Genomic DNA, 14196 nt, shown 5'->3' with positions numbered 1-14196 from the left:
AATTGAAACAGATTTTATTTTATGTGTTCTTTATACAATTGATCTGCTTGATGAAAACGTTCCGTCATATCTTGAGTTGGTGGTTTTCCTAATAAACTAATCACAATGATGCTAAGGAATGAAAGAATAAAGCCTGGAACAATCTCATAAAGTCCTGTATCTGCAAAGAAATTTTTCCAGAAAATCACAACGATAGCACCGACTAACATTCCAATAATTGCTCCATTCAATGTCATGCGTTTCCAAAATAATGAAAGGATAATTAAAGGACCAAATGCTGCACCAAATCCAGCCCATGCATAAGCGACTAAGCCAAGAACTTTAGAATTTGGATTGGAAGCTAAGAAAATTGCAAGTATAGAAATGAGCAAAACCATGAGTCTGCCAACCCAAACGAGTTCTTTTTGAGACGCATTTTTACGTAAAAAGGTTTTATAGAAATCTTCTGTTAATGTACTAGAGCAGACTAAAAGTTGACAGCTGAGTGTGCTCATTACGGCAGCTAAAATACCCGCGAGAACAATACCTGCAACCCAAGGATTAAACAGAACTTTTGTAAGTTCCATAAAGACAGTTTCAGGATTAGCATTGACAATGCCAGCGAGCTCTGGATGCTGTTGAAAATAGGCAATCCCAATAAAACCGGCAGCAACAGCACCGACTAAGCATAAAATCATCCAAGCCATACCAATACGACGCGCATTTGGAATAGATTTTACAGAATCTGCAGCCATAAATCGTACAAGAATATGAGGTTGACCAAAATAACCTAATCCCCATGCTAATAATGAGATAATAGCAATGAAACTTAAGTTTCCCATAAGTTCAGTGGCTTGTGGGCGAGCTACGTCTAAGGCAATTGAAAGCTGAGATAAGTCAGAAAATGATAGTAATGCAACAATCGGGGTTAATAATAAAGCAAAAATCATTAAACCCGCTTGAATGGTATCTGTCCAACTCACAGCTAAGAAGCCGCCAATAAAGACATAACTAATTGTTGCAATTGCACTGATCCAAAGCGCCGTGCTGTATGACATCTCGAACATGCTTTCAAAAAGTCGTGCGCCTGCGACCATACCTGAAGCACAATAAATTGCAAAGAAAATTAAAATAACGCATGACGATACAATACGTAATATTTTCTTATGGTCATTAAATCGATTAGAAAAATAGTCGGGTAAGGTGAGTGCATTATTTTGAACTTCAGTATGTACACGCAAACGGCCAGCAACAAGATACCAGTTAATCCATGCCCCAATAATCAACCCGATAGCAATCCATGACTCTGAAAGACCAGATAAGAAGATGGCGCCAGGAAGTCCCATAAGCAACCAACCACTCATATCTGATGCACCTGCTGAAAGTGCTGTCACAAAGCTTCCTAACCGACGACCGCCTAGAATGTAATCTGAAAAGTTGCTAGTTGCTCTATATGCCAGAAGACCAATCACGATCATGGCGACAATATAAAAGAAAAATGTAATTAAGGTTGGGTTTAGGAAGCTCATACGGTATCCGTGTGTGAGTAGATGGCACATAAACCCCTAAATTTTAATGTTTGTGAAGAAGAACAAACTTGATGAAGTGGTTTGAATAGCCAAAATAACATTGAAAGCAGAATTTAAGCACAATTTTAGAATAAATGCATAATTATAGGCATAAAATAAAATAGACAGTGAATATACTGTCTATTTTATAATAAATGGTATTTAGGTTTTATGGAGTTCAGTGACCGCCACGCCCCATGATGCCACGAATGGTATTTAATATATCTGCAGGTAAAACCACGGTTTTAGCATTATTTGATTTAGCCATATCATGCATGGCTTTCACATACTGTTCACCTAATAGATAAGCGACAGGGATTTCTTTGTCCCCCACAGCCGAAGTCACCATTTCAATTGCACGTTGTGAAGATTCAGCTAAGACCACTTGAGCTTCAGCATCACGACGAGAGGCTTCTAAACGTCCATCTGCTTCTAAAATCGCAGCTTGTTTTTCACCATCTGCTTTAGTTACAGTTGCACGTCGTTGACGTTCTGCTGCTGCTTGTTCTTCCATTGCAGCTTGCATGGTGTGAGATGGTTTAATATCTTGAATTTCAACTGTTTTAAGTGTAATTCCCCAGTCAGAAATATCATCAGAAATAGCAGCTTTTAGCTTTGCTTTGATATGATCACGTGAAGAAAGTGCATCATCTAAATCCATTTCACCCACGATTGAACGTAATGCGGTTTGAACTAGATTTTGAATTGCCCAAGAATAGTTTTCAATACCATAGACCGCCTTTTCAGGAGTCGTCAAATTGATATAGGCAACAGCATTCATGAGTAAAACCGCATTATCGCGGGTAATCACTTCTTGAGACGGAATATCTAATACAATATCTTTAGTAGTAACTTTATAAGCAACTTCATCAATATAAGGAATAACGAAATTTAGTCCAGGTTTAAGCGTTTGATGATATTTTCCTAAGCGTTGTACAATCCATGAGTAACCTTGGGGTACAAGACGAACTCCTTTAAAAATAGTCACACCAACAAAAACTAAAATGGCTAACAGAATAATTGCACCAGGTGTCATTTTATATACTCACTTTTCATTTTGTATGCTATTCAATTGAACAATTAAATCATTACCTAAAATATCGATGACACGAACACGATCACCAACCTGAACAATGGATTGTGTACGACAATTCCATTCATCAGAACCTAAAACGGGCATGGGAAAACGAACTTTAATTTGATCATGATCCAAATTAATTTGAATGACCATACCCACTTGCCCAATGGTTGCTTCACGAGATAACCCCGCTTTAGTTTTATCCACGGACAAGGGCTTAATAAATTTAAACCAAGAAATGGTGCAGCAAATTGCTAAAAAGATCCAAATAACCAATTGGGTGGTAAAACCCATTGTTGGAAATATTAAATTTAAAATACCCACCAAAATAGCGGCGATACCAAACCACAGTGCAGCAAAGGCAGGGAGTAATAATTCAGAAAGAATTAAAATAACGCCCAAAACAAACCAATGCCAAGGTTCTAAAACGAATTCCATAAATATTCTCTTTATGCTTGCGGTAGCCTAAACCACTGCATGAACTATGGATATTAATCTTCTATTAATGTAACAGATGAAAGGGGCGATGAATATAGTTCATTTTTATTGATATAGAAAATAATAAAATGATCATTAAATGATATAGAAATTTAATGATCATATAGTTGAATGATAAGTATTTATTTAGTTAATGTGCTGTGAAAAATGATGATATTGCGTTAAAACCGAGCTTTCGGTGCAGGCTTGAGTGCTGCAGGAGATTTTTTGAAATCTGTAATTGCTTTTTGAATGGCACGAATTTGTGCTTGAGCTGCTTTTTCCCCTTCTAGAATTGTTTCATTACTTGCTTTTAAGTCAAGTGTACCAATATGACCAACCTTTGGCTGAATCACAATATTGGCTTGATCCAATTCTTCATTAATACTTTGTTGCCCCATGATATTAATGGTTTGATCCAGTAATCCAAAAATATTTCCAGATTTTCCTGCTGCAGGTCGTGCAGAAATATCTACAGCAATCACAATATCAGCACCCATCGCTTTTGCAGTTTTTACTGGAATTGGGCTGACCAATCCACCATCAACATATTGAACACCGCCTATTGTTGCTGGAACAAATACATTAGGAATACTACAGGATGCGCGTACGGCTTGTCCCACGTTACCTTTAATAAACTCAGATTTCTTTCCATTATCTAAGCGAGTCGCAACTGCAGCAAAGCGAATAGGAAATTGTTCAATAGCTTTATTTCCGACATTTTTATTCACAAAATCTTGTAATTTCTGACCTTGTAAAATACCTTGACGACTGATGGTCAAATCTCGAATATCAGATTCTTTAAAATTTAATGCCAATTGTTGAAGTTGGTAAGGCGTTTTACCACTTGCGTATAAGCTACCAACAAAACTACCTGCACTTGTACCCGTGACAATTTGAGGCTTAATTCCATGAGATTCTAAAACTTTTAAAACGCCAATATGTGCAAATCCCTTTGCACCACCACCGCCAAGTGCAACAGCAATAACAGGTTCACGCGCATTAAAAGAGGTTATCGACGGAGGTGTTTTTACTGCTTTATCACAGCCAGCAAGGGCTAGACTAAATAAAGTTAAAAATGAGAGATAAATAAGTTTCATATATGTTTATTAAAACAATAAAAAGATAAATCAACTGCATATATCAACAAAAAAAAGTCATTTTGCCTAGTATTTTTTCATAGGCATTTGTAATGATTTACGGTGTTAAGAAATTTCAATGTAGATTTCCTGATAGGATGAAATCCATTATCTCCAAATATAGAAATAAGTTTATGCTGCATTAAAATAAGCTAGAGGGCTGTCATATAATTTGAAAATGTATTCAATTTTTCCTTGCTTGTAATTCATTATTGTATGGAATAAGATAATTTTTTGATTCAATATTTTTATTTTAGTAAAAATAATAGACTGAATATTAAAGTTATTTAAAATTTTTTATAGAAATATAATGGACTTTTATATGAATAAATAAAATTTAAGTATATTTTAAGTTTAACCCAATAAGCTGTAATCCTCCTAAATTGCTGTATGAGAAAGATGCTAAATTTAAAACCTAAACTGAAAGTATTCAAAGACAAAATACCGTCTTTAAGCTTAACAACTTTTAATTTGCTTTTAGCGATATGGATCGGTTTAGTGATTAATTTAAGCTTTTTTAATAAAATAAAAATGCTTACACCTTATGAGGGCTTTAAAGAACAATTATTTTTATTAGCAACGATTTGTATTGTCATTGCAATTTATAACTTTGCTTTGCAATTATTAACATGGAAATGGACAACAAAAGCCGTTGCCGTTTTTTTAGTGGTATTGGGTGGCTTTAGTTCTTATTTTGTTAGTAATTTTGGAATTATCATTAATTCTGATCAAATACAAAATATGATTCAGACAGATCTACGCGAAGTACGAGATCTTCTTTCAATAAAATATGCTTTATGGACATTATTCTTTGTTATTTTACCTGTATTAATCATTTCACTGGTGCGTATAAAATCTGAGCCAGTAATCACATTGTTGTGGAAAAAATTAACAATATCTGGAATTTCTCTTTTAGTCATTATCGGATTAGTATTTAGTTTTTATTTGGATTTATCTAGTATTTTTCGTGAAAATCGCGAATTAAAGGGGATGATTTCACCACAAAATGTGATAGCGTCTAGTCTTTCATATTATCGTAAAAAATTACCAAAAAATGATCTACCCCTTCTTCGTTATGGTGAAGATGCACATCAAGTTCAACCAATTGGTGTACAGGCCAATCAACCTAAGCTTATGGTGCTTGTTGTCGGAGAAACAGCTCGTGCAGAAAGCTTTTCTTTAAATGGTTATACGAAGAATACAAATCCTGAATTATCTAAACAGAATATTATTAATTTTTCACAAGTGAGTTCATGTGGAACAGCAACCGCAGTTTCGGTTCCTTGTATGTTCTCAGGTATGCCACGCAAAAATTATGATGAACAACTTGCAAGTCATAGAGAGGGCTTGCTTGATATTGCACAACGAGCTGGCTATAAAGTTACGTGGATTGAGAATAATTCAGGCTGTAAAGGTGCATGCGATCGTGTTGAAAATTATACGATTACTGATGAGATGAAAAAAAAGTGGTGTGATGCTAAAGGAGAATGTTTAGATGAAATATTACTTGATGCATTACAAGAATATATAGTAAATATTCCTGAAAATGATCAAACATCACGTTTAATTGTATTACATCAAATGGGAAGCCATGGGCCTGCTTATTTTAAAAGATCAACAAAGGACTTCCAAAAGTTCAAACCTACGTGCGAAACAAATGAAATTCAAGGATGTAGCGAGATAGAATTAGTAAATACATATGATAATTCTATTGTGTATACAGATTATGTGCTCAGCAGAATGATTGATACTTTAAAAGAAGTATCACGCTTTCAAACGGGTTTCTGGTATTTATCAGACCATGGCGAGTCTACGGGTGAAAAAGGGATGTATTTACATGGTGCACCTTACGCCATTGCACCAACACAGCAAACACATATTCCAATGTTAATGTGGTTTTCTCCAGCATGGGAGCAAAATCAACGCATACAAATTTCTTGCTTAATTGAGCAAAAACAAAAAAAGCTCAGCCAAGATAATTTATTTCCAACATTGTTGAGCTTGCTTGATGTAAAAACAGGTGTAATTGATCACCAGTTAAATATGTTGGAACAGTGTGAAAATAAAGTAAGTGCAGAGAAAAAAATATGAGTAAGATTCTCATTATAGAAGATGATTTTATGATTGCAGAGTCAACGATGACTTTATTGAAGTTTCATCAATTTGATGTGCAATGGGTCAACAATGGAATTGATGGTTTAAAACAACTTCAAAAAGAGCAGTTTGATATAGTTTTGTTAGATTTAGGCTTGCCGATGATGGATGGCATGCAAGTTTTAAAACAGGTTAGACAATATTTTGCTTCACTGCCAGTATTAATTATTTCTGCAAGAGATCAATTGCATAATCGAGTGGAAGGCTTAAATACAGGGGCGGATGATTATTTAGTTAAGCCTTATGAGTTTGATGAATTACTTGCTAGAATTCATGCATTATTACGTCGTAGTGGTTTATTGGCAAATACGCTAGAGCAAAGTAATATTTTACAGTATGGTGATTTAATTTTAGATATTGAACAATATTCTGCGAAATTTAAAGGAGAATTCATTGATTTATCTAAACGAGAATGGGCTATTTTAGTTCCATTGGTAAGCTATCCTAATAAAATATTTTCTAAAGCAAATTTAGAAGATAAGTTATATGATTTTGACTCTGAAATTAATAGTAATACCATCGAAGTTTATATTCATCATCTACGAACAAAATTAGGAAAGGATTTTATCAGAACAATTCGTGGCTTAGGTTATCGTTTGGGTTAATTAAAGAAATAGGATATTCATATGAATTCTGCCTATTCATTAAAAAAACGGCTCATCATTTATGTTTCAATTGTCAGTGTACTTTTGGGATGTATTTTAATATTTGCAGCTTATCGTATTGCTTTGGAAGAAATTAATGAAATATTAGATGCACAAATGCAAAATTTAGCTGAACGCGTTGCGCATCACGATCCGAAGCCGATACAGAGTCAAGTGGATATTCGAAAACGTTATCACGAAGAAGATTTGTTTGTTGATGTATGGTCTTATCATGAAAAAGAGCATTTATCACATCAATTAGGTTTATTAGTACAACCCGTTGCAAAAGCAGGTTTCTATAAACATAAGACGAAGCATGGTGTTTGGCATACTTATGTACTGCCACTAAAAGACTATCAAATTCAGGTAAGTCAGCAAAAGTCCGTTCGCCAACATTTAGCTTTAGAATTAGCTTCTAATATGTTTATTCCTTATGTTTTATTTTTGCCTATTATATTATTTGCATTAAGTTGGGGAATCAGTCGAAATTTAAAACCATTGAAAGACTTTAAAGAAGAACTGTCAAAACGTGGAGCAAATGAATTAGAACCGATTAAAATGGAAAGTTATCCAGAAGAAATATTACCAACAATTAAAGAAATGAATTATTTGTTTGATCGTATTTTATTGGCGCAAAATGAGCAGAAACAATTTGTTGCAGATGCGGCCCATGAGCTGAGAACCCCTCTTACAGCGCTCAATTTACAAATGCAAATTTTGTTACAGCAAAGACAGGATGATCCTGCAATTGCTAATCTAAGTAAAGGTCTAGATCGGGTTCAACATCTTGTCATACAACTTTTAAGTCTTGCAAAGCAAGATGCATCATTAAATGAATTAGAAAACTTTAAAGCGATTGATTTGAATGCTATTGCAATGAATTGTGTGGAGCAATTAATTCAATTTGCCTTGCAAAAAGAAATCGATTTAGGGGTCGTTCAACATCAAAATATTCAGTTATATGCATTAGAGTCGTCAATTCATTCTATTCTTTTTAATTTAATTGATAATTCAATTAAATACACACCAGTTGGAGGTATTATCAACGTAGTATTAAGACAAGATGACCATCATGTTACGATTATTGTGGAAGATAGTGGCGCGGGAATTGATGAACAATTATATGAAAAACTAACCCAAAGATTTTATCGAACGCAGAATCATGTAGAGGTTGGGAGTGGTTTAGGATTATCAATTGTTGCAAAAGCAGTAGAAAAGAATAGTGGTCAATTATATTTTTCTAAAAGTGAAAATTTAGGTGGTTTAAAAGTCACAATTACATTTTAAGTAAATTAAGTAGGATTAGCTTAGCCTACTTAATTTGTAGCGTTGAAGAATAGAAGATGAAGTTTATTTTTTATTTAATAAAGAAAGTAATAAAATACACTTTCTGAGCCGACGGCCATCCCCACCTAACTTTTCGGGCTTAAACTTTAATATCCATTGTACTTTTTTACCTACACGGCAAATAGAGTGATAAATTTCAGGCTGATGAGATAGGTGATTAATATAGAATTCACTGATCTGTTCTAACTCATTTTCTTGAAAGCAACTCGCTGTTGAAAAAATAAAACATAACCAGTCTCGTATATGGCATTCTTGCAATGATAAAACTTCTCTCGGGTCGGTTTCAAAATCAATAAATGAAAATTTTCGATTTTGATCAACTAAAATATTTCTAGAAAATGCTTCACTTAAATAACCATTCAAATCATGTATTTGCTGTATTTGTTGTATAGCCTCAAAATATAAAGAAAGGCGAGTTTCTGATGTTTGTTCACTTGCTATAGCCGTCTGTAATTGCAGTAGGGACGTGTGATTTTGTCCCAAGTCTTGTAATAAAACAGCTTCGGAAGAAAATGCTAAAATTGTTGGTACAGAAATGTTGAGTTGAGCAAGTTGTTTTATGCGTGAAACTTCACATTGTATTGCGCGTGCTCCACCATAATTAGGTACAGGTCTTAACATATTTAAGTTTAATAATTTAGATATCCAAGAAAGTGGTAAGTAAATCCACGTTGAATGGCGAGAAGATGCTTTCTTGAGCCAAACTTTTTGATTCTTAATATCATAAGATTGAATAGAGTTTTTTTGCTTTGGCGACATTTCATTTAAGAAATTAGAATAAATTTGAGTCATCTACATAATGTGTATTTAACAAAATGATTTATATATTAATCGATAATAGAGTTGTTGTAAAAATATCATAGGGTTAGATGCTTATCTAGAATTAATATTTGATGTTTTATTTGAGCGTGATGAATAATATTTAATTAGAACATTAAATTTAGGTATTATTAATATCACAATATAATTAATAAATAAAATAATCCAAAGTGTCCATAAATTGTGACTTAAAAAATGTGCGCCTCTCATCATTTGTGTCCATCCCATAATAAAGCCAAGAATAAGACCAATTATCAGCGAGAAATATGCATATTTAGGAAATTTTTTATGATAGACAAAGTAACCGGTAATTAATGCAAAACCAGATGAGGCATGGCCACCTGGAAAACAATGCCCATTTATTAAAGAAAAGTTCCAGATAAATCCTTGAGAGGATGGAAGAGTCATATTCCATGGACAGGCATGAGCTGAATGCGCTTTAAATATTCCGATTGTGATTGTACAGATCATGGAAACAAAGAAAAAGTAGCCGAAATTAACGCATTGTTTTTTTAGTAGTGAAAATCGGAAAGATGCAATCCAAAGGAAGAATATAATCGCATAAAATAAAATGATGATATTTTTCAGATAGTGATGGCTTAATTCTGCAAGGTACCAATTATCTTTTAAATAGAATATTCCAGATGAGGTGATCCAAGGTGAAATGAGGATCATATCAATGGTTCCTGCGATAGGGAAAAAGAACTGCAATAATAAGAACCCCAATAGTAGAATAATACTTTGATTGAGAATGAATTGTTTTTGACTTTGCATAAAATAAACACAATAAACTTTTTTTATATTGAACCAGTAAAGAATTAAATAAAACTTAAAATTGAGCTTATTCTGATGTATGAATATCGATATCGAAGAAAAATAAAATTGTAACATTCATTTGATGTTACTTTAACCGTACTTAATTAAAGATAAATTTAGATGAGTATTCGCGCAGTTTTATTTGATTTGGATAATACTTTAACGCATAGAGATCAAAGTATTCATCGCTATGCGATCTGCTTATTAGAATATTACCAAGAATATTTAATGAATAGTAATATTAATCAGATCATTGAGGTAATTCGTCGCATCGACAATGGTGGTTATCCTAAAAAGGAACTTTTGACATATCCTAGTATTGGGGAATCAATTGCGTATGTGCTTTTACAAGAATTAGAATGGCATAATGCACCTAGTTTAAAAGAATTAACGCAATTTTGGGCGGAACAGTTTGCAAAAAATGCGGTGAGCATGGCAGATGCAGAAGAATTACTGAAGAGATTGAAGGAACAAAAATATAAATTAGCAATTGTTTCTAATGGGGCACATTTATCACGAGTTGCGATTTTAAATAACTTAGGATTGAGTCATTATTTTGATGCGATTGTAAGTTCTGGACAAGTTGGCATAAGTAAACCAGCACCTGAAATTTTTTTACATACAAGTCAATTATTAAATGTTAAACCATCGGAGTGTTTATTTATTGGTGATCATCCAATCAATGATATACAAGGTGCAAAAAATGTTGGAATGAAAACATTGTACATGGATGGATTTCATGTTGCCGATATAGATATTAAAAATAAAATCACTCACTTAAATCAAGTGTTAGATTTTATCTCAAGTATTTGATTTGTTTTTTAAGTTTTATGTGATGTTATTCTTCTAATTAATTCGTTAAGAAATAAGACAAGGTAAATGATGATCTACCTTGTCTTATACTTGATGGTTAGTGCAAGATTTTATCTAAGAACTGTTGTGCACGATCACTACGCTGTGTGGTAAAGAATTCATCTTTACTACAATCTTCAACAATTTTTCCTTGATCCATAAAGATAATACGATTGGCAACTTGACGAGCAAATCCCATTTCATGTGTTACACACATCATGGTCATTCCTTCTTTAGCAAGCCCAACCATAACATCCAATACTTCATTAATCATTTCTGGATCTAGTGCAGAAGTGGGTTCATCAAATAACATGGCAATAGGATTCATGCTCAATGCACGTGCAATAGCAACACGTTGTTGCTGGCCACCAGAAAGTTGAGAAGGGAATTTAGTTGCATGTGCACTTAAACCTACACGGTCTAAATAGGCTAATCCTTTTTTCTTTGCTTCTTCTTCACTCCGACCAAGAACTTTAATTTGAGCAATCGTTAAATTTTCGGTAATACTCAAATGTGGGAAGAGCTCAAAATGTTGAAATACCATGCCTACACGGCTACGTAACTTATTTAGATCAGTTTTAGGATCTGTAATTGATGTACCATCTACAAAAATGTCGCCTTTTTGAAATGGTTCTAATGCATTGACTGTTTTAATGAGTGTTGATTTTCCTGAGCCAGAAGGTCCACAAACTACAACGACTTCGCCTTGTCTAATTTGGGCAGTACAGTCAGTCAAGACTTGAAAATCTTTGTTGTACCATTTGCTGACATTTTGGAGGTCGATCATAATGTTATTGTCGGTCATACAGTTAACCTCCGTTGTAATTTTTTAACAATGTATGTGGCGATGACGCTAATTGTAAAATAAACCAATCCAGCAAATAAAATATATTGAGTTAATAGTGACATTAAGTCACCTCGAATATAGTTGGTACGGAAAAAGTCTAATAAACCAATTGCATAAACCATAGTTGAGTCTTGGAATAAGATAATTGTTTGTTGCAATAATAATGGCGTCATTTTGCGAAATGCTTGAGGTAAAATAATCAAACGCATCGATTGGCCATAGGTCATACCGAGTGCATATGCAGCAGAGGTTTGTCCACGTGGAATAGATTGAATACCTGCACGTACAATTTCTGAAAAGTAAGCTGCTTCGAACAGCATAAAGGCAACAATACTAGAAACCAGTGCCGTATCAATTGCTAGATATTTTCCTGTAAATGCGGTATAGAAAAAGGGAACTGCAAAATAAAACCACATGAGTACAAGCAGCAAAGGTATCGAGCGGAATAAGTTTACATAGCTTTTTGCAATCCAATTGAATACAGAAATTGAGGACAATCGCATGAGTGCGAGAATTGTACCAATGAAAACACCGCCTATGGTTGAAATAACAAGCACTTTAAGTGTGACGCTAAAACCGTACCATAATGCAGGGGCTGAGAGTTGTAAGTCTGAAAAAAATGCAGTGAGCCATTCCATTATTTGTCTCCTGCGATTAGGCCTGGAATACGCAAGCGCTTCTCAAGCAATAACATGCCTTGAATGAGGCACACATTAATAATAATAAAAATTAAAGTAATAAAGGTGTAAATTTCAATGGTACTTTGCGTATATTCACTAATGGTTTTCATTTGAGTAATTATTTCTGCTACACCAACAAGAGATGCGACAGATGTATTTTTTACGCAGTTGGTTAACTCTGAACTTAATGGGGGTAAGATTGTACGGAATGATTGTGGGAGAACTACATAACGATAAAGCTGGAATGTGCTAAAGCCCATCGCATAGCCAGCATTGATCTGTCCTTGTGGTAAGGCTTCAATACCAGTTCTAACCTGTTCACATACACGCGCTGCGGTAAATAGACCTAAACCTACACTTGCTGAAATAAGGGCTGATGTATTTGCACTTAAATCATTGATCCACCAGTCTTTGATTGGACCTGGAAGAAAATTTGGTGCAACATAAAACCAAATAAATAATTGAATAAGTAATGGAACATTTCTAAAAATAGTAACGTAAGTTGTGCCAATTGCACGTGCAGTTTTATTTGGTAGGGTGCGCATAATGCCCAAGATACTTCCCAGTACCATAGCAATAGACCATGCGACGATGGCAATCACAAATAACCAACCGATTCCTATGAGAACCCAATCGAAGTAAGTTGTACTGCCAACACCTGTGGACTGAAATAAAACTCCCCAGTTCCAAGTATAATTCATAGTAACTCCGAATGATTTCAGGCAAAATCCCTTCTGCCTGAAATAAAATATTATTGTTTTGTATTATTGGTCACGGTCATGAGGCGAGCTGATGAGCGCCTTAACCTGATCAGACATTGTGAAGTCTAGATTAATATTTTTTGGTGGAATTGGTGATAAGAACCATTTCTTATACATCTCGTTAATTTCACCAGAGCTATATGCACCTTTAATTGCATCATCAACGACTTGCTTAAATTGAGTATCTCCTTTACGTAGCATACAACCATAAATTTCATGAATTGGCGCCGTTCCAACAATTACCCACTTATTTGGATCTTTTGCTTTAGATTTTTCACCCGCAAGTAAGATGTCATCCATCATAAATGCAGCAGCACGACCATTTTGAAGCATGAGGAATGATTCAGCATGATCTTTTGCAGAAATAATTTCACCAATTCCAAGTTCTTGTTGATGTTGGCGGATATATCGTTCAGATGTTGTGCCAGCAGTGGTCACTAGTTTTTTGCCTTTTAGATCAGCAAAATCTTTAACGCCTGAATCTTTTGCTGTTAATAGGCGTGAACCCACTTCAAAGAAACCAACAGAGAAGTCAACTTGTTGCTGACGTTCTTTGTTATTTGTTGTTGAACCACATTCAATATCGACCGTACCATTAGAAACAAGTGGAATACGGTTTTGACTGGTGACAAGATTGTAGCGGACTTTAAGGTCTGGCATATTGAGCTTTTGCTTAACTGCTTCTACGACTTTCATTTGAAGATCGTGTGCATAGCCAACTGGTTGATTTGGATTATCTGCAATATAAGAAAAAGGAATGGATGAATCACGATGACCTAGGACAATCGTTCCTGATTGTTTGATTTTGTCTAATGTTCCTGAAGTTGATGCTGCCTCAGACTTGGGTCCTTGTTCTGCTGTTTTTTTATTATCACTACATGCACTTAAACCTAGCATGAGAACACTAGCACAAAGAACTGATAGTGTGGTGCGTTGATATGTCATCTATAAAACTCCGTTTTAATATAATTATTTCTCTAATTAACTTTTTCGATTCTTGAAATTCTCTTTGTGTATAAAAGATGTATTCCCATT

Annotated in this window: 14 protein-coding genes; 4 read left to right on the top strand and 10 right to left on the bottom strand. The window is 34.4% G+C overall.

The window, feature by feature from the left end:
* Positions 1–14: 14 nt before the first annotated feature.
* The 4 genes from putP to B9T31_RS10245 form a co-directional block, all read right to left on the bottom strand.
* On the bottom strand, positions 15–1508 hold the full coding sequence (gene putP, locus B9T31_RS10260) for a sodium/proline symporter PutP (protein WP_086181865.1): 1494 nt from the start codon (positions 1506–1508) through the stop codon (positions 15–17).
* A 217-nt stretch (positions 1509–1725) separates the two neighbouring features.
* Positions 1726–2583 carry an SPFH domain-containing protein gene (locus B9T31_RS10255; protein ID WP_086181864.1) on the bottom strand — a complete coding sequence of 286 codons (858 nt, stop codon included), beginning with the start codon at positions 2581–2583 and terminating at the stop codon, positions 1726–1728.
* Between the two features lie 9 nt (positions 2584–2592).
* Positions 2593–3063, bottom strand: coding sequence for an NfeD family protein (locus B9T31_RS10250; protein WP_086181863.1), 471 nt, complete (start codon positions 3061–3063; stop codon positions 2593–2595).
* Positions 3064–3284: 221 nt separating this feature from the next.
* On the bottom strand, positions 3285–4202 hold the full coding sequence (locus B9T31_RS10245) for a patatin-like phospholipase family protein (RefSeq protein WP_086181862.1): 918 nt from the start codon (positions 4200–4202) through the stop codon (positions 3285–3287).
* Between the two features lie 438 nt (positions 4203–4640).
* On the opposite strand from B9T31_RS10245, the gene B9T31_RS10240 reads away from it, so the two are divergent.
* From B9T31_RS10240 to B9T31_RS10230, 3 genes are read left to right on the top strand one after another with little or no spacing between them, the layout of a single operon-like run.
* Complete coding sequence (locus B9T31_RS10240) at positions 4641–6332, top strand: phosphoethanolamine transferase (protein WP_086181861.1); 1692 nt, start codon at positions 4641–4643, stop codon at positions 6330–6332.
* Positions 6329–7000, top strand: coding sequence for a response regulator transcription factor (locus B9T31_RS10235; RefSeq protein ID WP_086181860.1), 672 nt, complete (start codon positions 6329–6331; stop codon positions 6998–7000). The genes B9T31_RS10240 and B9T31_RS10235 overlap by 4 nt, the downstream gene beginning before the upstream one ends.
* A gap of 21 nt (positions 7001–7021) precedes the next feature.
* Positions 7022–8326: an ATP-binding protein gene (locus tag B9T31_RS10230; RefSeq protein ID WP_086181859.1), complete on the top strand. Its 1305-nt coding sequence runs from the start codon at positions 7022–7024 to the stop codon at positions 8324–8326.
* A gap of 63 nt (positions 8327–8389) precedes the next feature.
* On the opposite strand, the gene B9T31_RS10225 is transcribed toward B9T31_RS10230, so the two are convergent.
* Both B9T31_RS10225 and B9T31_RS10220 read right to left on the bottom strand, forming a co-directional pair.
* The gene (locus B9T31_RS10225) at positions 8390–9145 is read right to left on the bottom strand and encodes an RIO1 family regulatory kinase/ATPase (protein ID WP_086181905.1); all 756 of its coding nucleotides are present in this window, start codon (positions 9143–9145) and stop codon (positions 8390–8392) included.
* A gap of 114 nt (positions 9146–9259) precedes the next feature.
* Positions 9260–9979: a phosphatase PAP2 family protein gene (locus B9T31_RS10220; protein WP_086181858.1), complete on the bottom strand. Its 720-nt coding sequence runs from the start codon at positions 9977–9979 to the stop codon at positions 9260–9262.
* 162 nt (positions 9980–10141) lie between these two features.
* Here B9T31_RS10220 and B9T31_RS10215 point away from each other — a divergent pair, with 162 nt between their 5' ends.
* Positions 10142–10834 (top strand): HAD family hydrolase, encoded by a 693-nt coding sequence (locus B9T31_RS10215; RefSeq protein ID WP_086181857.1) that lies wholly within the window; start codon positions 10142–10144, stop codon positions 10832–10834.
* Positions 10835–10931: 97 nt separating this feature from the next.
* Here B9T31_RS10215 and B9T31_RS10210 read toward each other — a convergent pair whose 3' ends face one another.
* The 4 genes from B9T31_RS10210 to B9T31_RS10195 all read right to left on the bottom strand — a co-directional run bounded on the left by B9T31_RS10210 (position 10932) and on the right by B9T31_RS10195 (position 14106).
* A complete protein-coding gene (locus B9T31_RS10210; RefSeq protein ID WP_171264737.1) occupies positions 10932–11660 on the bottom strand; it encodes an amino acid ABC transporter ATP-binding protein in 729 nt (242 codons plus the stop codon).
* Between the two features lie 14 nt (positions 11661–11674).
* Positions 11675–12358 (bottom strand): ABC transporter permease subunit, encoded by a 684-nt coding sequence (locus B9T31_RS10205; protein ID WP_086181855.1) that lies wholly within the window; start codon positions 12356–12358, stop codon positions 11675–11677.
* Positions 12358–13101 (bottom strand): amino acid ABC transporter permease, encoded by a 744-nt coding sequence (locus B9T31_RS10200; RefSeq protein WP_086181854.1) that lies wholly within the window; start codon positions 13099–13101, stop codon positions 12358–12360. Before B9T31_RS10200 ends, B9T31_RS10205 begins: the two co-directional genes overlap by 1 nt.
* A gap of 63 nt (positions 13102–13164) precedes the next feature.
* Positions 13165–14106: a transporter substrate-binding domain-containing protein gene (locus tag B9T31_RS10195; RefSeq protein WP_086181853.1), complete on the bottom strand. Its 942-nt coding sequence runs from the start codon at positions 14104–14106 to the stop codon at positions 13165–13167.
* Positions 14107–14196: the final 90 nt, after the last annotated feature.

The organism is Acinetobacter sp. ANC 4558 (assembly GCF_002135375.1).
Lineage (GTDB): Bacteria > Pseudomonadota > Gammaproteobacteria > Pseudomonadales > Moraxellaceae > Acinetobacter.
Note: the sequence above shows the minus strand (reverse complement) of the source record. Positions and strands in the feature narration are given on the sequence as shown.

Coding starts and splice junctions, on each gene's coding strand:
- B9T31_RS10235 (WP_086181860.1), top strand. CDS start 6,329: ATGAGTAAGATTCTCATTATAGAAGATGATTTTATGATTGCAGAGTCA.
- B9T31_RS10215 (WP_086181857.1), top strand. CDS start 10,142: ATGAGTATTCGCGCAGTTTTATTTGATTTGGATAATACTTTAACGCAT.
- B9T31_RS10205 (WP_086181855.1), bottom strand. CDS start 12,358: ATGGAATGGCTCACTGCATTTTTTTCAGACTTACAACTCTCAGCCCCT.
- B9T31_RS10200 (WP_086181854.1), bottom strand. CDS start 13,101: ATGAATTATACTTGGAACTGGGGAGTTTTATTTCAGTCCACAGGTGTT.
- B9T31_RS10195 (WP_086181853.1), bottom strand. CDS start 14,106: ATGACATATCAACGCACCACACTATCAGTTCTTTGTGCTAGTGTTCTC.
- B9T31_RS10220 (WP_086181858.1), bottom strand. CDS start 9,979: ATGCAAAGTCAAAAACAATTCATTCTCAATCAAAGTATTATTCTACTA.
- putP (WP_086181865.1), bottom strand. CDS start 1,508: ATGAGCTTCCTAAACCCAACCTTAATTACATTTTTCTTTTATATTGTC.
- B9T31_RS10210 (WP_171264737.1), bottom strand. CDS start 11,660: ATGATCGACCTCCAAAATGTCAGCAAATGGTACAACAAAGATTTTCAA.
- B9T31_RS10250 (WP_086181863.1), bottom strand. CDS start 3,063: ATGGAATTCGTTTTAGAACCTTGGCATTGGTTTGTTTTGGGCGTTATT.
- B9T31_RS10245 (WP_086181862.1), bottom strand. CDS start 4,202: ATGAAACTTATTTATCTCTCATTTTTAACTTTATTTAGTCTAGCCCTT.
- B9T31_RS10240 (WP_086181861.1), top strand. CDS start 4,641: ATGCTAAATTTAAAACCTAAACTGAAAGTATTCAAAGACAAAATACCG.
- B9T31_RS10255 (WP_086181864.1), bottom strand. CDS start 2,583: ATGACACCTGGTGCAATTATTCTGTTAGCCATTTTAGTTTTTGTTGGT.
- B9T31_RS10230 (WP_086181859.1), top strand. CDS start 7,022: ATGAATTCTGCCTATTCATTAAAAAAACGGCTCATCATTTATGTTTCA.
- B9T31_RS10225 (WP_086181905.1), bottom strand. CDS start 9,145: ATGTCGCCAAAGCAAAAAAACTCTATTCAATCTTATGATATTAAGAAT.